This window comes from Achromobacter sp. RW408, assembly GCF_003184165.1.
Lineage (GTDB): Bacteria > Pseudomonadota > Gammaproteobacteria > Burkholderiales > Burkholderiaceae_B > Achromobacter > Achromobacter xylosoxidans.
On sequence record NZ_QHHO01000049.1, the window covers coordinates 1,086,941 to 1,107,885 of the forward strand.

General features: G+C 66.4%; 22 protein-coding genes, 1 tRNA gene and 1 pseudogene. 10 read left to right on the plus strand and 14 right to left on the minus strand.

Annotated features, from left to right (window positions below; all coding sequences use genetic code 11):
- The 6 genes and pseudogenes from DK459_RS24475 to DK459_RS24500 all read left to right on the plus strand — a co-directional run.
- A pseudogene (locus DK459_RS24475) lies at positions 1 to 553 on the plus strand (peptidoglycan-binding protein LysM); the annotation flags it as partial.
- 3 nt (positions 554 to 556) lie between these two features.
- Positions 557 to 1,378 (plus strand): tRNA pseudouridine(38-40) synthase TruA, encoded by an 822-nt coding sequence (truA, locus tag DK459_RS24480; RefSeq protein ID WP_045953095.1) that lies wholly within the window; start codon positions 557 to 559, stop codon positions 1,376 to 1,378.
- 36 nt (positions 1,379 to 1,414) lie between these two features.
- On the plus strand, positions 1,415 to 2,509 hold the full coding sequence (locus DK459_RS24485) for a TRAP transporter substrate-binding protein (RefSeq protein WP_006387956.1): 1,095 nt from the start codon (positions 1,415 to 1,417) through the stop codon (positions 2,507 to 2,509).
- A gap of 92 nt (positions 2,510 to 2,601) precedes the next feature.
- Entirely contained in the window at positions 2,602 to 3,255 is a 654-nt protein-coding gene (locus DK459_RS24490) for a phosphoribosylanthranilate isomerase (RefSeq protein WP_006387957.1), read from the plus strand.
- 271 nt (positions 3,256 to 3,526) lie between these two features.
- Positions 3,527 to 3,603: transfer RNA gene (locus DK459_RS24495), tRNA-Val, on the plus strand.
- A 227-nt stretch (positions 3,604 to 3,830) separates the two neighbouring features.
- Positions 3,831 to 4,736 carry a class I SAM-dependent methyltransferase gene (locus DK459_RS24500; protein ID WP_054444185.1) on the plus strand — a complete coding sequence of 302 codons (906 nt, stop codon included), beginning with the start codon at positions 3,831 to 3,833 and terminating at the stop codon, positions 4,734 to 4,736.
- 389 nt (positions 4,737 to 5,125) lie between these two features.
- Here DK459_RS24500 and DK459_RS24505 read toward each other — a convergent pair whose 3' ends face one another.
- Complete coding sequence (locus DK459_RS24505) at positions 5,126 to 6,061, minus strand: alpha/beta fold hydrolase (RefSeq protein ID WP_110135128.1); 936 nt, start codon at positions 6,059 to 6,061, stop codon at positions 5,126 to 5,128.
- A 95-nt stretch (positions 6,062 to 6,156) separates the two neighbouring features.
- Between DK459_RS24505 and DK459_RS24510 the strand changes: the two genes are divergently transcribed.
- Together DK459_RS24510 and DK459_RS24515 are read left to right on the plus strand one after the other, a co-directional pair.
- Complete coding sequence (locus DK459_RS24510; RefSeq protein ID WP_054444183.1) at positions 6,157 to 6,750, plus strand: ABATE domain-containing protein; 594 nt, start codon at positions 6,157 to 6,159, stop codon at positions 6,748 to 6,750.
- 120 nt (positions 6,751 to 6,870) lie between these two features.
- Positions 6,871 to 7,080 (plus strand): hypothetical protein, encoded by a 210-nt coding sequence (locus DK459_RS24515; protein WP_035183331.1) that lies wholly within the window; start codon positions 6,871 to 6,873, stop codon positions 7,078 to 7,080.
- Positions 7,081 to 7,088: 8 nt separating this feature from the next.
- Here the strand turns inward: DK459_RS24515 and DK459_RS24520 are convergent, their stop codons facing one another.
- From DK459_RS24520 to DK459_RS24530, 3 genes are all read right to left on the minus strand, one after another.
- Positions 7,089 to 7,403: a TM2 domain-containing protein gene (locus tag DK459_RS24520; RefSeq protein WP_006387962.1), complete on the minus strand. Its 315-nt coding sequence runs from the start codon at positions 7,401 to 7,403 to the stop codon at positions 7,089 to 7,091.
- A 193-nt stretch (positions 7,404 to 7,596) separates the two neighbouring features.
- Positions 7,597 to 8,130 carry a phosphonate degradation HD-domain oxygenase gene (locus DK459_RS24525; RefSeq protein ID WP_024068392.1) on the minus strand — a complete coding sequence of 178 codons (534 nt, stop codon included), beginning with the start codon at positions 8,128 to 8,130 and terminating at the stop codon, positions 7,597 to 7,599.
- Positions 8,131 to 8,309: 179 nt separating this feature from the next.
- Complete coding sequence (locus DK459_RS24530; RefSeq protein WP_024068393.1) at positions 8,310 to 8,519, minus strand: hypothetical protein; 210 nt, start codon at positions 8,517 to 8,519, stop codon at positions 8,310 to 8,312.
- A 102-nt stretch (positions 8,520 to 8,621) separates the two neighbouring features.
- Between DK459_RS24530 and DK459_RS24535 the strand changes: the two genes are divergently transcribed.
- Positions 8,622 to 9,041, plus strand: a complete 420-nt coding sequence (locus tag DK459_RS24535; RefSeq protein ID WP_081247877.1) for a YbaN family protein — start codon at positions 8,622 to 8,624, stop codon at positions 9,039 to 9,041.
- Positions 9,042 to 9,136: 95 nt separating this feature from the next.
- On the opposite strand, the gene DK459_RS24540 is transcribed toward DK459_RS24535, so the two are convergent.
- Genes DK459_RS24540 through DK459_RS24555 form a run of 4 tightly spaced genes read right to left on the minus strand, consistent with a single transcriptional unit; the run spans position 9,137 to position 13,908 of the window.
- Complete coding sequence (locus tag DK459_RS24540) at positions 9,137 to 10,918, minus strand: IlvD/Edd family dehydratase (RefSeq protein WP_006387967.1); 1,782 nt, start codon at positions 10,916 to 10,918, stop codon at positions 9,137 to 9,139.
- Between the two features lie 54 nt (positions 10,919 to 10,972).
- On the minus strand, positions 10,973 to 11,989 hold the full coding sequence (locus DK459_RS24545) for a TRAP transporter substrate-binding protein (protein ID WP_006387969.1): 1,017 nt from the start codon (positions 11,987 to 11,989) through the stop codon (positions 10,973 to 10,975).
- A 59-nt stretch (positions 11,990 to 12,048) separates the two neighbouring features.
- Positions 12,049 to 13,329 (minus strand): TRAP transporter large permease, encoded by a 1,281-nt coding sequence (locus DK459_RS24550; protein ID WP_020927028.1) that lies wholly within the window; start codon positions 13,327 to 13,329, stop codon positions 12,049 to 12,051.
- A gap of 36 nt (positions 13,330 to 13,365) precedes the next feature.
- Positions 13,366 to 13,908 carry a TRAP transporter small permease gene (locus DK459_RS24555; protein WP_047993522.1) on the minus strand — a complete coding sequence of 181 codons (543 nt, stop codon included), beginning with the start codon at positions 13,906 to 13,908 and terminating at the stop codon, positions 13,366 to 13,368.
- 132 nt (positions 13,909 to 14,040) lie between these two features.
- Between DK459_RS24555 and DK459_RS24560 the strand changes: the two genes are divergently transcribed.
- A complete protein-coding gene (locus tag DK459_RS24560) occupies positions 14,041 to 15,066 on the plus strand; it encodes a LacI family DNA-binding transcriptional regulator (protein WP_006387972.1) in 1,026 nt (341 codons plus the stop codon).
- Positions 15,067 to 15,078: 12 nt separating this feature from the next.
- Here DK459_RS24560 and DK459_RS24565 read toward each other — a convergent pair whose 3' ends face one another.
- From DK459_RS24565 to DK459_RS24590, 6 genes are read right to left on the minus strand one after another with little or no spacing between them, the layout of a single operon-like run.
- Positions 15,079 to 15,975, minus strand: a complete 897-nt coding sequence (locus DK459_RS24565; protein WP_006387973.1) for a DMT family transporter — start codon at positions 15,973 to 15,975, stop codon at positions 15,079 to 15,081.
- A gap of 8 nt (positions 15,976 to 15,983) precedes the next feature.
- The gene (locus tag DK459_RS24570) at positions 15,984 to 17,042 is read right to left on the minus strand and encodes a histone deacetylase family protein (RefSeq protein WP_070542268.1); all 1,059 of its coding nucleotides are present in this window, start codon (positions 17,040 to 17,042) and stop codon (positions 15,984 to 15,986) included.
- A gap of 16 nt (positions 17,043 to 17,058) precedes the next feature.
- Positions 17,059 to 17,379, minus strand: a complete 321-nt coding sequence (locus tag DK459_RS24575) for a cupin domain-containing protein (RefSeq protein ID WP_006387975.1) — start codon at positions 17,377 to 17,379, stop codon at positions 17,059 to 17,061.
- Between the two features lie 27 nt (positions 17,380 to 17,406).
- Positions 17,407 to 19,041, minus strand: coding sequence for an ABC transporter ATP-binding protein (locus DK459_RS24580; protein WP_110135129.1), 1,635 nt, complete (start codon positions 19,039 to 19,041; stop codon positions 17,407 to 17,409).
- A gap of 9 nt (positions 19,042 to 19,050) precedes the next feature.
- Positions 19,051 to 19,890 (minus strand): ABC transporter permease, encoded by an 840-nt coding sequence (locus DK459_RS24585; protein ID WP_006387977.1) that lies wholly within the window; start codon positions 19,888 to 19,890, stop codon positions 19,051 to 19,053.
- Positions 19,887 to 20,894 carry an ABC transporter permease gene (locus DK459_RS24590; protein WP_006387978.1) on the minus strand — a complete coding sequence of 336 codons (1,008 nt, stop codon included), beginning with the start codon at positions 20,892 to 20,894 and terminating at the stop codon, positions 19,887 to 19,889. The genes DK459_RS24585 and DK459_RS24590 overlap by 4 nt, the downstream gene beginning before the upstream one ends.
- Positions 20,895 to 20,945: the final 51 nt, after the last annotated feature.

The window sequence follows — 20,945 nt, forward strand, 5'->3', positions numbered from 1 at the left end:
AGGTGCATCGGGCACGCCTGGCGCGACCGGAGCGGCGGGCGCATCGGGTACGCCTGGCGCGACTGGCGCGGCGGGTGCATCGGGCACGCCTGGCGCGACTGGCGCGGCGGGCGCATCGGGCTCGCCCGGCGCAACGGGTGCCGCAGGCGCATCGGGCACCCCTGGCGCCGTCGGCGCCACGGGAGCGCCGGGCCTCTCCGGCACGCCCGGCGCCGCCGGTCCGTCGACGGCCGCCGCGCAACAGGACAAGGCCGCCGCGCAGGCGTCGGCCGACAAGAACAAGGATAAGGATTTGACTTCTTCGATGCCGGCCTGGTTGGCCGACAACCTTCTCGTCATCGTCACCGCCGTGCTGGCGCTGATCGCTTTCGCCATCGCCTGGGTGCTGCGACGCGCGGGCGCGCGGCGCGGCGATGACGACGAGGAAACCTACGCCTATAACGAGCCGGTGCTGGACACCGCGGCGCTGAACCGCAAGCTCGATTCCATCAGCCTCGACCTGGACGAACCGCCGACGGACGAACCGCGCCCGGTTGGCGGTCCCCGGATTTGAACGATGCCTAGAGTTGCAATGGGGCTGGCATACGACGGCTCCGCCTGGCAGGGTTGGCAGACCCAGCCGCACCGGCAGACGGTGCAGGACACACTGGAGGCCGCGCTGGCGCAGTTCTGTGGCGTGACGGACGCGGTCCCCACCATCTGCGCCGGCCGCACAGACACCGGCGTGCATGGCGCGATGCAGGTTATCCACCTCGACACCACGCTCGATCGCCGCATGGAATCCTGGGTGCGCGGCGTGAATGCCTTCCTGCCCTCCAGCATTTCCGTACAATGGGCCAAGGCGGTGCCGGACGCGTTCCACGCCCGGTTTTCGGCCCGCGCCCGGACTTACGTCTACCTGCTGTGGCGAGGCCGGGTGCGTCCCGCTCTTTGGGCCGGCCGCGCCGGGTGGTGCTACCAGCCCCTGGATGTCGATGCCATGCGCGGCGCAGCGAACGCCTTGCTGGGCGAGCACGATTTTTCCAGTTTTCGTTCCTCGCAGTGCCAGGCCAAACACCCGGTGCGCATCATGCATCGGCTCGACATCGACGAGCGCGGTCCGTTCCTGGTGTTCACGCTGCGGGCCAACGCGTTCCTGCATCACATGGTGCGCAACATCATGGGCGCGTTGCTGCAGATTGGGCAGGGGCGCGAGTCGGTGGACTGGATGGCGCAACTGCTTTCATGGCGCGACCGCCGGCGCGGCGCGCCCACGTTTTCTCCCGATGGCCTGTATCTGTCGGCCATCGATTACCCGGACGAGTTCGGCCTGGACGAGCTGGATGGCGGAGCCCTGTTGCTGTCGCCCTTCACCCGACCGTCGGGCAACCCGCCCTAGCCGGACGCCGGCCGGCGCCCAATGGAGGCCTGTCTCATGCAACGCCGCGCGTTTTTGAAACGAACCGCCCTGGGGGCCGCGAGCGGCGCCGTGATCGCCGCGCCGGCGTATGCGCAGGATGCGCCGGCGGTTTCGTGGCGGCTGGCATCGAGCTTCCCCAACGAGTCGCCGACGCTGTTCGCCGGCGCCGAGGACGTGGCGCGCTATGTCGGCGACGTCACCGACGGCAAGTTCCGCATCGAGATATTCTCCGCCGGTGATCTGGTGGACGCCGGCCAGGTGTTGGACGCGGTGCAACAGCGCGTCGTCGAATGCGGCCACACCGCGTCGACCCGGTTCTTCGATACCGATCCCGCATTGTGCTTCGATGCCGGCGTGCCATTCGGCCTGAATACCCGGCAGATGAATGCCTGGATGATCCAGGGCGAGGGGCTGGCGCTGACCCGCGTGTTGTTCGACAAATACAACATCCTCAACTTTCCCTGCGGCTTTACCGGCGCCCAGATGGGCGGCTGGTTTCGCGGCGAGGTCAAGACGGTGGACGACCTGCGCGGCCTGAAGGTCAAGGCCGGCGGTTTCGCCCGCCAGGTGCTGGCCCGCATGGGCGCCGCGCCGGTGGACCTGCCGATCGCCGATACCTATGCGGCGCTGGAGCAGGGCGGCGTCGATGCGGTGGCCTGGATCGGTCCGCACGATGACGAGAGCCTCGCGCTCTACAAGGTCGCCCGGAACTACTATTTTCCTGGCTGGTGGGCGGGCACGTTGCAGTTGTCGCTGTACGTCAATCAGGACGCGCACGACGAATTGCCCAAGTCCTACCAGGCGGCGCTGGAGCTGGCCTCGCGGATGGCCACTTCCAACATGATCGCAAAGTACGACGCCGGCAATCCCGACGCCCTGCGCCGGCTGGTGCAGCGCGGCGCGCAGCTCAAGGCTTTCCCCAGGCCGATGCTGCAAGCCGCCCACGAGGCCGCGCTCAAGCTCTACCAGGAGTTGAGCGGCAAGGATCCCATGTTCAAGAAGCTGTACGAAAGCATGACCGCCTTTCGCGACAAGGAAATCCCCTGGTTCCGCGTGGCCGAGGGCAGCTTCGATTCGCTCATGGCCACGCTGGGCCAGCCGGCCGCCTGAACGCGCCCGGCCGGGCCGGCGCGCCGGGGCCGGAGAGCGTTCCCTTATACTGATCGGACCTGTCGCGCCGAGCGACACAAGCGGTGAATTCCATGCGCACACGCATCAAGATCTGCGGCCTGACCCGCGAAGAAGATATCGACGCCGCCGTCTCGGCCGGCGTCGATGCCATCGGTTTTGTCTTCTATCCCAAGAGCAAGCGCTACGTCACGCCGACCCGCGCGGCGCAACTGCGCCGCGCGGTGCCGGCCTTCGTGGACGTGGTGGCGCTCTTCGTGAACCCGGATCCGTCGCAGGTGCAGGCGGTGCTCGACGAGGTGGGACCGGAGCTGCTGCAATTCCATGGCGACGAAACGCCGCCGGACTGTGCGCGCTATGGCCATCGCTACCTGCGTGCATTCCGTGCCGGCGCGCCCGGCCTGGATACGCCGGAAGACCTGGCGACGTACTGCCGCGCCTTCGGCGAAGCCGCCGGCTGGCTGTTCGACAGCTACAGCGCGGGCTACGGCGGCAGCGGCCATGGTTTCGACCATGCCTTGCTCGCCGACGTGGCGGCCGATCCCGTGTCGCGCCCGCTGATCCTGTCGGGCGGTCTGAACCCCGACAACGTTGCCGCGGCGGTGCAATCGGTGCGGCCGTGGGCGGTCGATGTGAGCAGTGGCGTCGAGGTCGAGCAAGGAATAAAAAGTTCTGATAGAATCTCGTTCTTCGTTGCTGCGGTGCATGCCGCAGACGCGAAGAAATAGAAGGGAAAAGCAGTGCTGGCAGGGAAGGTGAAAACCACGAACCCGGCCGTTGCGGCTGAAGAATTTAGTGAATCGAAGGTATCTGCCAAATGCGCATGTGCCACAACATGCGGCAAAAACGCATGATCCAGACGATTCGCGGCATTTTCTGAAGCCAGATAATTTTTGAAGCCTGATAAGCAACGAAAAAGCAACGAAATAAAAACAGCAAAAAATCTGAAAAGACGATTTGCACAGTTTAAAAAAGCACTATATAATTCTTCTTCTTTGCAGGCGGTTAGCTCAGCTGGTTAGAGCGCCACGTTGACATCGTGGAGGTCGTTGGTTCGATTCCAATACCGCCTACCAAATTCCTGCAAAGTGAATGCCTGATAGAGCTAGTCAGGCATCACCCTGAAAAGCCGCGACAGTCCTGGACTTCGCGGCTTTTTGCTTTGGGTTTCGCGCGGGGCATTTCGCGCTTTTTGGGTAGTTTCCCTTGGAAGTCCATTGTATTGAGCCCATTGTTCGCCCCCGAACATGCTCCGATGGTGCGGTAAGATGGCGGCGAAAATTCCAGCCAATGGGGACCCATCATGACTGCTGCCAATCAAGACGATCAGAGCACAAAGCGCACTGCCGACCACTATTCCAAGCAATGGGGGAAGGATCTGAACTATCAGGGATTCGTCGAGGCGAACCCCGAGGCTGCCATGGTCATGCCCGGACGCCAGCTTGGTTGGGCGGATTTGTTCGACGAGATCAGGGCCCGCGCGAGTGTCGGGCCGATTTCGGTGTTGGATGCTGCCTGTGGCTTTGGCGACGTGACCCGGCGTCTGTATGAATCACCCATGCCAGCTCACCTCGAATATGTGGGAGCGGATATCCATGGCTCGCTCGATACGATCGATGCGCCTGCCGAGGCCAAGTTTGTCCAGTGGGATATCTCCAATCCGCTGCCAGGAAGCCAGAAATTCGACTACGTGATCTGTCGAGCAGCCCTGCACCACACGCCGGATCCGGCCAAGACCTACTCATCGTTGGTGTCCCAACTGAAGCCAGGCGGAAAGGTCGCCGTGTCGGTGTACGCAAAGAAAGCCCCGATGCGAGAAGCGCTTGACGATGCTTTCCGTGCCGCAATTGTTCCCATGGGGAACGACGAGGCATTCGCTGTGGCGAATCAGTTTACAAGGCTGGGGGCCGACCTGCAGGCTTGCGCGGGGGAGATCAGGATAACCCAGGATCTGCCGTTCCTTGGCATCAAGACGGGCACGTATTCAATTCAGGAGTTCATCTACGATCATTTCCTGAAATGTTGGCACAACAAGAATTTCTCCAGCGAGCATTGTGATCTGATCAATTTTGATTGGTATCACCCCACGTTCGCTTATCGCTATTCCGCGGCCGAAGCGGTCGCATTTGCGGAGCGCAATGGCCTCGAAATCGTGAGGTTCACATCCATCAAGGCACAGCATTATCTGGAAGCGATGCTGGCTGAATAGCCTGTTGTCGAGCGACCGGACCATTTGCGGCCCGCGAAAGCGGGCTTTATTTTTTTGGCGTACCGATGGGCACACGCCACCCATCTTTCCGGAGAGGGCGTGCGCCTGTATGCGCTTCATGTCGAATGCGGGACGGACTCATGCAGGTACGCTACTTGCTCAGGGCTTGCCGCCAGTGCGTATGTTCTTTCCAGGAGAAGCTGCAATGTCCCTTGTCGTGTTTGACTCCCATGCCCCGACGGCGCCGGCCGTCACCAAAGCCGAACGATGTGCACGGAGTACGCTAGCGGCTGCACAGCGGCTCCTGTACCCGGAAAGTAACTTGTCGCCCATGTCACAGGTGGAGCTGGAATTGGCGCGGTATGTCAAAGAGACATACCGGCCGCGCTTCACTTCACGTTCTTATCCAGAAACCGCCGGATGACCGCGCCGATCTCGGCTCCGTGGGTTTCCAGCGCCAGATGGCCGGTGTCGTAGAAGCGCACGTCGGCGCCCGGGATATCCCGTTGCCAGGCCTCGGCGCCGGCGGGCAGGAAAAAGGGATCGTTCTTGCCCCACACGGCCAGCAGCGGCGGCTGGTGCTTGCGGAAGTACGCCTGGAACTCCGGATACTTCTGGACGTTGGAGGCGTAGTCCAGCAGCAGGTCGAGCTGGACGTCGGCATTGCCGGGCCGGGAAACCAGGTGGCCTTCGAGCGCAATCGCGTCGGGGGCCACAAGGGTCTGGTCCGGAACGCCTTCGAGGTATTGCCACCGGATCGAGGCCGGCGTGGCGAACTCGCGCAGGGCGTCGCGGTTGGCCTGCGATGGGTCCTTCCAGTATTTCTGGATCGGCGCCCAGCCCGCCCCCAGCCCCTCTTCGTACGCGTTGCCGTTCTGCGAAATGATGGCGCTGATGCGCGCCGGGTGTTCCGCGGCGAGGCGCCAGCCCACCGGGGCGCCATAGTCGAACACCTGCATGGCGTAGCGATCCAGCCCCAGTTGCCGCGTGAACTGTCCAATGGTCTTGGCGAGCTGGTCGAAGGTGTAGTCATATTGCCCGCGCGCGGGGGCTTCGGTGAAGCCAAAGCCGGGCAAGTCGGGCGCAATGACGCGGTACCCGTCCGCAAGCAGCGGGATGAGATTGCGGTACATGAATGAAGAGGCGGCGTAGCCGTGCAGCAGAAGCACGATGGGCGCATCGCGCGGGCCTGCCTCCCGGTAGAACACCTTCACGTCTCCCACCTGTTCGAACCGATGATGGACCTGCAGATCGGCCGCGGATACGCCCGCGGTCAACGGGGTCGAGGGCAGGCCGCTGGTTTCCGTCGCGCTATTCGAAGTCATGATGCATTTCCTTTGTAACCGTTGAATTTGGTTTTTCAGGTTACTTTGGATTCTAGTAACTGGTCAAATTTATTTTTATAGGTTACATTTATCCCATGCCAGACACCGCACAAAATCAAAAACCCCCGCTTTTCGTGGGCGACGACCTTGCACTCGATTTCATCAACACTGAATACGGGGTGGGGGCGGCGCGCCACGACTGTTTCGGCGACGATGACGCCGTGCTCGCATGGTTGAAATTGGCGGATGTGTTGCCGCGGGGGACCCGCGTGGCGCCCCCGGGCCTGCGGGAGCTGGCCCTGCAATTGCGCGAAAGCGCTCGATCCTTGTTGCAGGCCGCCAAGTCGGGCGGCGACTCGGACGCCAGCGTGGTCAACCACGTGCTCAAGGCGGGCGGGGCGGCCACGGAATTGGCGTGGGACGGCGCCAGCCAGTCCTTCAAGGCGGTCAGGCCGCGCCGCCTGGACGACGCGGCCGGCATGCTCGAGCCTGTTGCCCGAGCCATCGTCGAATTGCTGACCGACACGCCGTTGGCGCTTGTGCGGCAATGCGAGGCGCATGACTGCACGCTCATGTTCCATGACAGGACCAAGTCGCATCGGCGCCGCTGGTGCAGCATGGCGCTATGCGGCAACCGGATGAAGGTCGCGGCGTTCCGGTCGCGCAAGAAGGAGAGCGAGTCCGATTGATGCCCGGGACTGCTCAAACCGCCGCGCCCGGAGTTCGTGAGAATTCATGAAACTGTGCCCCGTTTCATTTTGTAGGATTCCCCGCAAGAGGAATTGAAAGACAAATGAAAGGTGAGGGCGATGGCGGATTGTGAAGATTGCAGGGCAATCGTGCGGGCCACCTCGGGCGCGGCGGGCCATGACCAGTTGATCAGCCTGGGCTACGTGCGCAGCCTTGCCGCGGTGCAGGGCGGGGCGCGGCACGAAGCATTCGTCTGCTCGGCCTGCAGTGCCGAGTGGAATTACGTGCATGGCAAGCGCGCCGAGCCCGCGGGCTGGCTGCGGAGCTGATCCGGCTTTCAGGGCAGGGGGATGTTGCCGGTCGAGAGGGTCGCCGCCAGCCGCATGTTGGTATTGCGGATCCAGCCGGGAATCAGGAAGGCGTCGACGATCACCCAGATTCCCACGGCCGCCAGCAGTACCAATCCCACGCCGATGACGCTGAGGGCGATGCCGACAATGGTGAGCGCGAGCATGGCGATGGCCGATCCGGTCCTGCCGGTATAGAAGCGATGCCCGCCCGCGCTGCCCAGGAAGAACCATAGGAGGTAGGCCACGCCGACGCTTTTGCGATTGGCGTCGTACATCATGGTTTGCATGGCGGGACTGTTCACGTTATCTCCGGGAAGAACCAAAGGTCTGGCCGGCGGTATCCGCCGGCCGCAAGTTGGCGAATGATTTTTCGCCGCGTCAGATGATTGGTTCTTTCGAAGTGTCCGGCTAGGGCTGCGGGCCAAATCTCGGACTGCTGAACAGCGCGGGGACGTGTCCGAGTCTTCCCGCGTCGGGGCATCTCTCGCCCCGGATTCAACGGGCCTGCAAACAGCGCCCGACCATTTCCATATAGTGTTCCAGCGGCGGCGTGGACAGGCCGACCACTTTGGCCTGGTCGTCATAGCGGCGCAGGCGCACCGCGGCCTGGGCGTGTGGCTGCGCGGCGAACGCGTCGGCCTGTGCCGGGGTGAACACGCCGCCCTGCAGCGCCAGGCTCTGCACCGAGGCGGGCGACAGGGTGTCCAGATAGGCGGGTTCGATCACGCCCAGATAGCGCTTGGCGGCAACGTGCAGGCGCACCGGCGCCGTGATCGCGTCGCCGAACAGCGGGGCGAGGGCTTCGGCGGCCACATCCTGGTGGCGCATGTCGGTGGTGATGCTCTCGGCCAGCATCAGGTGGCCGAGGTCGTGCAGCAGCGCGGCGACGATCACGGCTTCGGACTCGCCGGCCTGTTCGGCCAGTTGCGCGCATTGCAGCGCGTGTTCGGTCTGGCTGATGGCTTCGCCGCCGTAGTAGGCGGCGCCATGGCGGGCGAACAGGTCCTGGATGATGGGCAGGGTAAGCATGGGTGGATACCTTCGAGGCAGTGGATCGGTGGAGAAGATATGCCTCGAGAGTGACATCTAGATGACTAGAGCATTTTCGCGTCCCGGCACGAATGCGCGCAGGGGCGCCGCGCGTTCGATGGGCCCGCATCGCGATGCCCGGGCCATGCTGTCCCGCGTCCGGCGGGCGGTCAGGCGCGCTAGCTGCAGGTCAGGATGTTGATCCAGGCGATGGCGCTGGCCAGCAATCCCGCGGCTTGTACCCGTTCCGGTGTCTGGCGGCCGGCCTGCAATTGCGCCAGCGCCTTCTTCATGTGCATGAGCGGCGTGCCTTCCGTCTCGGTGGCGGGCGGCACCGCGGGCGCTGCGCGCGGGCGGCGGGTCTTGGCGTTGAGCGGTTCGGTGGTCAAGAAGGCCTCCTGGAGGGGGCGCCGGTCGCGGCGGGAGGGGATCTGACCGAAGGGAGGGCGCAAATGTTCCGGGCAGGCAACTGCGTTATCCTGCACCCCATCATGATGAAAGCACTTTGGCTGATCCTGGGTTGCGCGATGCTGGCGCTGGGCGTGATCGGCGCCTTCCTGCCGGTGATGCCGACGACGATTTTCCTGATTCTGGCGGTGGCCTGCTTTTCGCGTTCGTCCCCACGGCTGGAACGCTGGCTGCTGGATAGCCCCACCTACGGCCCGTCGCTGCGCGCCTGGCGCGAGCAGGGGGCGGTGTCGCGCAAAGGCAAGCTGTATGCCTCGCTGGGCATGGCGGTGGGCTACGGCCTGTTCTGGTGGGGCGCGCATCCGTCGCCTTTGCTCGCATCCGGCGTCGGCCTTTTTTTCCTGGCAAGCGCCGCCTACGTGCTGACGCGCCCTAGCCCGCAAGCGCCTGATATCTCAAAGGAAAACACCGACGAGCCGAGCGGCCCGGCGGCCGGTCGCTGAGGCCGGACTGAAAGCCCGGCCCCTGCGTGACGCGCCGAAATCAACGCATCTTTTTCCTCTACATTGCGGGCGTCGCCGGAGCGTTGCCGCCGCCGTCAGTGCGAATGCCGGGGATCACCGCGCGTTTCGACCACCTTCAGGTACAGGGTGGCGGGTTCCAGGCAGCCGCCGGTTGACAACTGGCCGACCAGTTGCCGGTACAGCTCCTGCCACGGCGTCTGGGCCGGCGGCGGCTGGTAGGGCGGATCCTGCCGCCGCCGCGCCAGTTCGGCTTCGTCCACCAGCGCGATGACGCTGCGCTGGTTCAGGTCGACGCGGATGCGGTCGCCGGTGCGCAGCAGCGCCAGACCGCCACCCACGGCGGCTTCTGGCGACATGTTCAGGATCGACGGACTGGCCGAGGTGCCGCTCTGGCGGCCGTCGCCCAGGCAGGGCAGCGAGTCGATGCCGCGCTTGATCAGGTGCGATGGCGGCGCCATGTTGACGACCTCGGCGCTGCCCGGATAGCCGACCGTGCCGGCGCCGCGGATGACCAGGATGCAGTGTTCGTCGATGTTCAGGGCTGGGTCTTCGATGCGCGCGTGGTAGTCCTCCGGTCCTTCGAACACGATGGCCCGCGCCTCGAAGGCATTCTCGTCGCCGGGCGCGGACAGGTAGGCGCGGCGGAACGCCTCGCCCACCACCGACATCTTGATGACCGCGCTGTCGAAGAAATTGCCCGACAGCACGATGAAGCCGGCGCGGTGCTTGAGCGGCGCGTCGCAGCCGCGGATGACGTCGGCGTCGTGGGTCTTGGCGCCGGCCGCGATTTCGCCGATGGTCTTGCCGGACACGGTGGCGCAGTCGGCGTGCAGGCGGCCGGCGGCCAGCAGTTCGTGCATCACGGCCGGCACGCCGCCGGCGCGGTGGAAGCCCTCGCCCAGGTGTTCGCCGGCGGGCACGCAGTTCACCAGCAGCGGCACGTCTTCGCCCAGCCGCTGCCAGTCGTCCAGGCTCAGGTCGATGCCGGCATGGCGCGCCATGGCGATCAGGTGCGGCGGACAGTTGCTGGACGCGCCCAGCGCCGAGGCGACGACGATGGCGTTCTCGAAGGCCTCGCGCGTCAGGATGCGGGACGGGCGCAGGTCCTCGCGCACCATGTCGCAGATGCGCAGGCCGGTGGCGTAGGCCATCTGCCCGCGTTCGCGGTAGGGCGCGGGGATGCTGGCGCAGGTGGGCAGCGACATGCCCAGCGCCTCGGCCAAGGAATTCATGGACAGCGCCGTGCCCATGGTGTTGCAGTGGCCGATCGAGGGCGAGGAGGCGGTGGCCAGCGTCATGAAGCCCTCGTAGTCCAGCTTGCCCGCGGCCATCAGGTTGCGGGCATGCCAGATGACCGTGCCGGACCCGACGCGCTGGCCGTCATGCCAGCCGTCCAGCATCGGGCCGCCGGACAGCACGATGGCGGGAATGTCGACGGTGGCCGCCGCCATCAGGCAGGCGGGCGTGGTCTTGTCGCAGCCGGTGGTCAGCACCACGCCGTCCAGCGGATAGCCGTGCAGGATCTCCACCAGGCCCAGGTAGGCCAGGTTGCGGTCCAGCGCCGCGGTCGGGCGGCGGCCCTGCTCGGCCAGCGGGTGCACCGGGAACTCCATCGGGATGCCGCCGGCGTCGCGGATGCCGGCCTTGATGCGTTCGGCCAGCGCCAGGTGGTGGCGGTTGCAGGGCGCCAGGTCGCTGCCGGTCTGGGCGATGCCGATGATGGGCCGGCCCGATTGCAGTTCCTGGCGCGTCAGGCCGTAGTTCAGGTAGCGCTCGACGTAGATCGCCGTCATGTCGGCGTGGGCGGGATCGTCGAACCATTTCTGGCTGCGCAGCTTGCGGGGAGTGTCGGTCATGGGTGCCTCGTGTGCTTCGGTGATGCGTGGCGCGCCGGCGGGCGCGCCGGGGACCTAATTGCGTGCCTTGCTGATCTCGGCGTTCAGTTGCCGGACCAGGTCCGGGCCGAGTTCCTGGGTGTACTTGTCGACCACGGGCTGCACCTTCTCGCGCATCCGCGCCACTTCCTCGGGCGACACGGTGTTGATCTTCATGCCCGCCTTTTCCAGCGTGCCCATCGCCTTGAGCGAATCGGCGCGGCTGTCCTTGCGTTCGAAGTCGCGCGAGGCCTCGGCGGCCTGGCGCACCAGCTTTTGTTCGTCGGGCGAGAGCTTGTCCCACCATTTCTTGGACGCCAGCACCACCCAGGGCGTGTAGACGTGGCGGGTGATCGTCAGGTAGGGCTGCACCTCGTAGAACTTGCTGCTCTGGATGGTGGTGATGGGGTTCTCCTGGCCATCGACCGTGCGCGTTTCCAGCGCCGTGAACAGTTCCGAGAACGGCATCGGCACCGCGTTCGCGCCCAGGGTGTTGAAGACGCCCAGCGCGATCTGGTTCTGCATCACGCGCAGCTTGATGCCCTGCATGTCCTCGGCGCGCACGATGGGGTGCTTGGAGTTGGTCATGTTGCGAAAGCCGTTTTCCCAGTACACCAGGCCCACCAGGCCCTTGGCTTCCAGCTTCTTGAGCAGGTCCTGGCCGAGCTGGCCGTCGAGCACCGCGTCGGCTTCTTTTTCGCTGTTGAACAGGAACGGCAGGTCGAACACGCCGAATTCCTTGACCATGCCGGCCAGCGGCGCGGTGGAGCCGACCATCATTTCCTGCGCGCCGCCGACCAGCGCGCCCTGCATCTGCTCGTCCGAGCCGAGGTTGGCCGAGCCGAAGGTCTTCATCTTCAGTTTGCCGCCGCTGATCTTCTCCAGTTCCTGCGCCAGGTGGCGGGCGGCGCGGCCCTGCACGCTGTCCTCGTTCAGGCCGTAGCCGAAGCGGATCAGGCGCGGCTTGACGTCGGCGGCCGCGGCGGCGCCGGCGAAGGCGCAGGACAGCGCGGCCGCCAGCACGACGAGACGGGTCTTGAAACGGATGTTCATGGTTGTTCCTCCTTGGCTTCTTCTGAATGGCGCGGGGTCGGCGCCTCTGTGTACGGGCCTCAGTGCATCCAGCTCGCGGGGACGGTGATCAGCTCGGGGAAGATCACCAGCAGTACCAGCAGCAGCGTGTAGGCCGCGACATAGCGCCACACGCCCCTGCAGATGGTTTCCATGTTGATGCGGGCCACGCCGCAGACCACGTTGAGCACGGTGCCGACGGGCGGCGTGAGCAGGCCGACGCAACCCACCATGACGAACATCACGCCGAAGTAGACCGGGTCGATGCCGGCCTGCGTGACGACCGGCATCAGCACCGGCGCCAGGATGAGGATGGTGGGCGTCAGGTCCATCACCGTGCCGATCAGCGTCAGCAGGACCAGCAGCGCGAACATCAGCAGCTTGGGGTGGTCCAGCACCGGCTCCAGCAGGGCGATCAGGTCCTGCGGCATGTCGGCCAGCGTGATCATGTAGGACGAGACCATGGCGGCGGCCACCAGGAACATCACCACGGCGGTGGTGCGGGCGGCGTTGATGAACAGCGGCAGCAGGTGGCGCAGGCCGATCTCGCGGTAGACGAACAGGCTGATCAGCAGCGCGTAGACGGCGGCCACCACCGCCGCTTCGGTAGGCGTGAAGATGCCGCCGCGCAGGCCGCCGATGATGATGACGGGCAGCAGCAGCGCCCAGGCCGATTCGCGCAGCGCCCGCAGCCGGGCGCTCCAGGGCTGGCGCGGCGCGGGCTTGATGGCGCCGTGCTTGCGCGCCACCCAGGTCCACACCGCCACCAGCGTCAGGCCCATCATCAGGCCGGGCGCGATGCCGGCGAAGAACAGCTTGGTGATGGAAACGTTGGTGGCGACGCCGAAGATGATGAACGAGATCGACGGCGGGATGATCGGCGCGATGATGCCGCCGGCCGCGATCAGGCCGGATGCCTGGCCGGCGTCGTAGCCTTTCTCGCGCAACATGGGAATCAGCAGCGAGCCGAGCGCGGCGGCGTCGGCCACGGCCGAGCCGGACAGGGCCGCCAGCAGCACGCTGGCGAAGATGGCGACGTAGCCCAGGCCGCCCTGGATGTGGCCGACGAACATGCTGGCCAGGTTGACGATGCGGCGCGAAATGCCGCCGGCGTTCATCAGTTCGCCGGCCAGCATGAACAGCGGCACCGCCATCAGCGTGAAGCTGTTGGCGCCCGACAGCATGTTCTGCGCCAGGATCTGGGTATCGAAGAAATCGAGTTGGAACATCATGGCGACCGCGCTCAACAGTAGCGCGAACGCGATCGGCATTCCCAGGGCGATGAAGCCCAGCAGCACCAGCAGGAAAATGGTCAGGATCATTGGGGCGGGTCCGAACGTGGAGGCAAGGGGCCGGGGTCAGACCAGCGGGTCTTCGGGGCTGGATTCCGCGGGCAGCGGGCCGCCGGCCAGCACGCGAACCAGGTCGAACAGGGTCAGCAGGCCCATTGCGACGGCGGCGTACAGCGCGGCGGCGTTGAACACCGCCAGCGGCATCGCGGTCACGGGCAGGCGGGTATCCAGGCCGATCAGGGTCTGGGCCCAGCTGCCGTCGGCCAGCAGCCACAGCATCCACAGCACCAGCAACTGACAGACCACGTGCGAGACACGGCGCGCGGCCGGCCCGAAGCGTTCCACCAGCATCGTGACGCCGATGTGCTGGTGATCGCGCAACGCCAGCACCGCGCCCAGGAAGATCAGCCAGACGAAGGCCAGCCGGGAGATTTCGTCGGAGGCGTTGATGCCGGAATTGAACAGGTAGCGCATGGCGACATTGCCGAACAGCAACACCACCATGACCGCCAGGCAACCGGCCATCAGCCAGGTCTGCAATCGAGCGCACCAATCCGCCGCGCGCGCCATCGGGCCGGCACCGGGCCGCCCCGGGGGGGAACCATGCATGCTTGTCTCCTCGTTCCGTTTTCCGGAATTTTTATGGGTATCGCGGTGTCGATGTTAGCGCTAACATTTTTGGTTTGGCAAGCCCTGATCTTTACGTCAGACTACGGACTCGCCAACCGCTCAGAACGGCCGATGTCCATCCGAAAGCCCCGCAGCACCCGCGCCGGCCGCGTGACCATGCAAGAGGTCGCGCGCCGCGCCGGGGTCAGCGCGATCACCGTGTCGCGCGCCTTGCGCACCCCCGACAAGGTGGCCGAGGCGGTGCGCCTGCGCATCACCCAGGTCTGCCAGGAACTGGGCTACGTGCCCAACCATGCCGCCAGCGCGCTGGCGTCGGCGCGCTCGCAGACCATCGTGGTGCTGATTCCGTCGTTGAGCAACGTGGTGTTCGTGGACATCATCAGCGGCATCAAGGAGGTGCTGGACGAGCAGGGTTATCACCTGCTGATCGGCGTCACGGGATATTCGCCCGATGCCGAGGAGGCGTTGTTGCGCAAGTACCTGCAGCACCTGCCCGACGGCCTGATCCTGACCGGCATCGACCACAACCCGGGGGTCTGGGAACTGCTGCGGGCGCAGGGCATGCCCACGGTCCATACCATCGAAACCCTGGAGGACAGCGATGGCATGAGCGTCGGCTTCTCGCAGTTCGAGTCGGGCTACGCCGCCGGCCGGCACCTGGTCGAGCGCGGTTGCCGACGCATCGGCATCGTCGGCGCCCAGCTGGATCCGCGCTCGCTCAGGCGCTGTGAAGGCTGCCGCCAGGCCCTGCGCGATGCCGGCCTGCACGACCCGGCGCTTGAGATCATGACGCCCGAGAAGTCCTCGATCGCGCTGGGGGCGGCGCTGCTGGAAGCCCTGCTGGCCGAACATCCCGATTGCGACGCGGTGTTCTTCTGCAATGACGACCTGGCGCAGGGCGCGGTGTTCCAGTGCGGCCGGCTGGGCGTGAGCGTGCCCGGCCAGATGGCGCTGGTGGGTTTCCATGACTTTGCGGGAACGGCCTGGACCACGCCGCCGCTGTCGACCATCGCCACGCCGCGCTACGAGATTGGCCGGGAAGCGGCGCAACTGCTGATGCGCCACCTGGCGGGGCAGCCCATCGCGCAGCGTCACGTGGACCTGGGCTTCACGCTGGTGCGGCGCGAAACCAGCTGAAGCCGTTGCCCGCTAGCCGGCGCGGCGCAGCGCCAGGAATATGCCCGACGCCATGATCATCGCGATGCCGGCCAGCGCCAGCCCGTCGGGGGGACGCTGGAACCAGAAGGTGCTGAAGGCGACCGCCAGCAGCAGCTGGAAGTAGTTCAGCGGCGCCAGCGTGGCGGCCGCCACCCGTTGGAATGCCGCGATCAGCAGGATCTGCGCCAGCCCGCTGCAGGCGCCCAGGCCGACGATCAGCGCCATGTCGGTCGGGCCCGGCCAGGGATCCGGCAGGAAGAAGGGCGCCGGCAACGCCGTGACGATCAGGCAGATGAACGCCGTATAGGCGTATTGGACCGGCCCGGCCACCTTGCCCGACAGCTTGCGCGTCAGCACCTGGAAGACCGCGTAACTGACCGCGGACACCGCCATCAGCAGCGTGCCCAGCCAGGGCAGGTCGCCGCCCGGCCGCACGATCAACAGCATGCCGACGAAGCCCGCCGCCACCGCGGCCCATTGCACCGGCCGCACGCGTTCGCCCAGCAGCCAGGGCGACAACGCCACCATGATGAGCGGCGAGGTGAAGTAGATGGCCGTGGCCTCGGACAGCGGCATCCAGATCAGCGCCGTCATGAAGCAGGTGCCGACCGTTGCCAGCATGACGCCTCTGAGCACCAGCAGGGGCTTGTGGGGGACGGCGCGCAGGCCGGGCCAGCGCTGGCGCCACAGCAGCGCCAGCGCCAGGATCGCCACGGCGATATAGCGCACGATGTTCAGGAACGGCGCCGGATAGCGGGCCAGCATCTGCTTGGATCCGGCATCGAAGGTGGCAAAGGCCACCAGCGCCGCGAAGAACAGCAGGATGCCGGCCTGGCGCGAGCCGGCGGCCGGGGCCGGGACGGAGGAAACGGCGGCGGGGTTGCTCATGGCAGGGTTCAGGCGCGGGCCAGGCCTTGCAGGAATGCGTCCAGCGCCGGGCCGATGGCCTGCACCATGTAGCCGCCTTCCTGCACCACCACCGTGGGCACGCCCAGGCCGGCCACGCGCGCGCCGATGTCGCGGTAGGCGTCGATGTCCAGCCGCAGCACGCTGATGGGATCATCCTTGTAGGTATCGAAGCCCAGCGCCAGCACCAGCGCCTGCGGCCCGTAGCCGGCCAGCGCCGCCAGCGCCGTGTCCAGCGCCCGCAGGAACGGGTCGTTGCCGGCGCCGTGCGGCAGCGGCAGGTTGAGATTGCAGCCTTCGCCGGCGCCATGGCCGCGCTCGTGCGCATAGCCGGTGTAGAACGGGTAGTAGCCGGCGGGATCGGCATGCAGCGACACCGTCATGACGTCGGCGCGCTGGTAGAAGATGTTCTGGGTGCCGTCGCCATGGTGCGCGTCGACGTCCAGCACCGCCACTTTGGACCAGCTCTGCAACAGCCGGGCCGCGGCGGCCGCGCTGCTGTTCAGGTAGCAAAAGCCGCCGGCGCGGTCGCGATGGGCGTGGTGGCCCGAGGGCCGGCACAGGGCATAGGCCGCGCCGCCGCTGGCGGCCACGTGCTCGGCCGCGGCCACCGCGCTGTGGGTGGAGCGCAGCGCCGAGCGCCAGGTGTGCGGGCCGATGGGGCAGGACAGGTCGCTCAGGTAGTAGCCGGTCTGCGCCACGATCGACGGCGACGGGCAGGGGCCACGGCCAGCCGTTTCGATGCGGCCGCTGTAGTAGGGCGACAGGTTCGGCAGCACTTCCGGGCCGGGATCCACGCCCGGCCCCCTGAGCGCCTGCCAGCGCGAAAACGCGCTTTCCAGGTAATCCAGGTAGTCCGGACTGTGAATGCTCTCGAGCGGCTGGCGGCCGTAGTCGGGCGGCGCCTCGACCGCGATGCCACGGGCCGCCAACGCGCCTTGCAGGCTGTGCGCGCGCGACGGCAGGTCGGTGGGAGCGCTGATGCGTCCCAGCCGCATGAACTGCTGCGGCGTGTGCAGCAGCTGTTCTTCCGAGAAAAACGCCTTCATGGTGTTCCTTTGCGCGTCAGTGCGAACAGCCGGAGTCCGGAGCCTGCCCCGGCTGCTTGATCTCGATCTCGACGAACACGAATTCGGTGTCGCCGGGGTTGATGACGTTGTGTTCGACGCCCACCGGCCGGTAGTAGGACACGCCGGTGGTGAGCTGGCTGGTGACCTGGCCGTTGGGCGTATCCAGCAGCAGCGGGCCGGTGGTCTGCGGCACCACCACGTAGTTCATGCCGTGGCGGTGCCAGCCGGTTTCACCGCCGGGCGGAAAGCGCCATTCGGTGACGGTGACCTGGTCGTTGTCGATCTGGACGGTGGGCACGGCGGGCGGGCGTTGCATGCGAGTCTCCTGGTTGTGATGGCCGCTTCAGGCCGCGGCCTGCGCCTGGGTCGGATCCCAGTGCTGGCCGGGCACGGCGGCGATGAGTTGTTGCGTGTAGGCGTGCTGCGGGTTGTCGAAAATCTGGCTGGGCGATCCGTATTCCACCACCTTGCCCCGGTGCATGACCAGCACCGAATTGCAGATCTGGGCGGCCACGCGCAGGTCGTGGGTGATGAACACCAGCGCGATCTTCAGGCGCTGCTGCAGGTCGTGCAGCAGTTGCAGCACCTGCGCCTGCACCGACACGTCCAGCGCCGATACCGATTCGTCGGCCACCAGCACCTTGGGTTCCAGCGCCAGGGCGCGGGCGATGCCGATGCGCTGGCGCTGGCCGCCGGAGAACTGATTGGGGTAGCGGTCGAACGCCGACGGGTCCAATCCCACCAGCGACAGCAGCTCGCGCACGCGAGCCTCGGCCTGGGCGCGCGGCACGCCGTTGGCGACCGGGCCGTCGCTGATGATGCGGCCCACGGTATGGCGCGGATTGAGCGAGGCGAAGGGATCCTGGAAGATCATCTGGATGTCCTTGCGCAGCGGCCGGAAGCGCGATTCGGGCATGGCGGCGATGTCCTGGCCGTTGAAGATCAACTGGCCGCCGTTGATGCCGACCAGCTTGAGCAGGCACTTGCCGATGGTCGACTTGCCCGAGCCCGACTCGCCGACGATGCCCAGCGTCTCGCCGCGCCGCACGCTGAAGCTGACGCCGTCGACCGCATGCACCTCGCGCTTGCCGCCCAGCCAGCCATGGCCGACGACGTAGGTCTTTCTCAGGTCCTTCACCTCCAGCACCGGTTGTTCCGGCGTGGCGGAGGCGCGTTCCTCGCCGCGGCGGTGCGGCACCGCCGCGATCAGGCGCTGGGTGTAGGGATGGCGCGGACGGTTCAGCACCTCCTCGGCCGGGCCCTGTTCGACCAGCACGCCTTTTTCCATCACCGCCACCCGGTGCGCGATCTCGGCCACCACGCCGAAATCATGGGTGACGAACATCACGCCCATGCCCTTTTCCTTCTGGATGCGGGCGATCAGCGCCAGGATCTGGGCCTGGGTGGTGACGTCCAGCGCCGTGGTCGGCTCGTCGGCGATCAGCAGCGCCGGTTCCAGCGCCAGCGCCATGGCGATCATGACGCGCTGGCGCTGGCCGCCCGACAGGCGGAAGGGATAGACATGGTAGAGCGTGGCCGGATCGGGCAGGCCGACGAAGGCCAGCAGTTCCAGCGTGCGCCGCATGCGCTCCGGTCCGGGATAGGCGTTGTGGACCCGCATGACCTCGTTGATCTGTTCGCCCACCGTCATCAGCGGATTCAGCGCCGACAGCGGTTCCTGGAAGATCATGGCCATGTCCTTGCCGCGCATGCCTTGCAGGGTGGCTTCGTCCTGGCGCAGCAGGTCGGTGCCGCGCAGCAGGATGCGGCCCTGCTGCGGCGTCAGGTAGTCGGGCAGCAGGCCCATGATGGCGTTGGCGCTCATGGACTTGCCCGAGCCGGACTCGCCGACGATGCAGAGGATCTCGCCGGCGTGGATGTCGTATGACACGTCCTGCACCGCGAACGGACGGTCGCCGCCGCGGGGCAGGGCGATGCTGAGGTTCTGGATGGACAGCAGGGGCGGGGAAGCGTTCATGCCGGTCTCCTATTCGCCGCGCTTGCGCAGTTGCGGGTTGAGGGCGTCGTTCAGGCCTTCGCCGATCAGGTTGATGGCCAGCACGGTCAGCAGGATGGCCACGCCCGGCCACACGCTCATCCACCAGGCTTCGCGGATCATGGTGCGGGCCGCGCCGATCATGAAACCCCAGCTCATCTCGTTGCGGTCGCCCAACCCCAGGAAGGACAGCGACGATTCGGTCAGGATGGCGGTGGCCACCATGAACGAGGCCGAGACGATGATGGGCGACATGGCGTTCGGCAGGATCTGCGTGCCGACGATGCGCGCCGGCGTCTGGCCGATGACGATGGCGGCCTGCACGAACTCGCGCTGCTTCAGGGTCATGAACTCGGATCGAACCAGCCGCGCCGCCGGCGGCCAGGACACCACCGCGATCGCGCCCATGATGGAATACATCGACGGCCCGAGGATCGCCACCAGCACCACCGCCATCGCCAGCTGCGGGATGGTCTGGAAGAACTCGGTGAAGCGCATCAGCGCGTCGTCGACCCGGCCGCCGCAGTAGCCGGCGATGGCCCCGACGACGATGCCGAACACCAGCGCCACGGCGGTCGACAGCAGGCCCACCATCAGCGAGACCCGCGCGCCCCACACCAGGCCGGCGGTGATGTCGCGGCCCAGCATGTCGGTGCCGAAGGGGTAGGCGGCATCGGTGAAGGGCGGGATCAGCGGATCGGCCACCATCATCCAGGGCGAATCCTCGTACAGCAGCGGCGCGGCCAGCGCCACGATCACCACGGCCAGCACGATGGCCAGTCCGGCCACCGCGCCGTAGTTGCGCATATAGCGTCGGGCGAATTGCTTCATGCCGCGGCTCCTTGTTGCGCGCCCGCGCTGATGCGTGGATCGATCAGGCGATACAGCACGTCGGTCAACAGGTTGAACACCACCACCATGATCGAGGTCACCAGGAAAATGCCCAGCAGCAGCTGGTAATCGCGTTGCAGCAGCGCGTCGAACATCAGTCGGCCGATGCCGGGCCAGGCGAACACGGTCTCGGTCAGCACCGCGCCGCCGGCCATCTGGCCGAGCTGGATGCCGGCGAAGGTGATCACCGGCAAGAGTGCGTTGCGCAGCACGTGGGCGCGGATCACGCGGCCGGGGCTGACGCCCTTGGCGCGCGCGGTCTTGACGAAGTCCATGCCGATCACTTCCAGCATCGAGGCGCGCGTCAGGCGTACGTACACCGCCATGAAGAAGCAGCCCAGCGTCACCGTCGGCAGGATCAGGTGCTGCGCGATGTCGGCCGCGCGGGCCCAGCCGGTCAGGCCGGCGCCCACGGTTTCCATGCCGAAGGCTGGCAGCCAGCCCAGCACCACCGAGAACAGCAGGATGCCCATCAGCGACAGCCAGAACAGCGGCGTGGCATACAGCAGCAGCGCGCCGGTCATGACCGAGCTGTCGATCCAGCGGCGCTTGTTGCGGTAGCGCGCCTTGGCCGCGACCACGCCCAGCAGCACGCCCAGCACGATCGAGAAGACGAAGGCGCACGACATCAACAGGAAGGTGGCGGGCAGGCGTTCGACGATCAGGTCCAGCACCGGCACGTGGTTGCGGTAGGAAAAGCCCAGGTCCAGCTGGACCACGCCCTTCAGGTACAGGAACAGCTGCGTCAGCACCGGCTTGTCCAGCCCGAACGCGACGCGCAGTTGCTCGACGTAGGCGGCATCGCCCGCGCCGGCCTGCCCCGCCAGCACGGCGGCGGGGTCGCCGGGCGCCAGGCGGATCAGGAAGAAATTGATGATGACCACGCCCAGCACGACCACCAGGGCCTTGCCGATGCGCGAAACCAGGAAAGACAGGAATTTCATGCTCTGGGTCCTCCGTGGACGGGCGCGGACGTCCGTCGCGCGGCCGGGCGC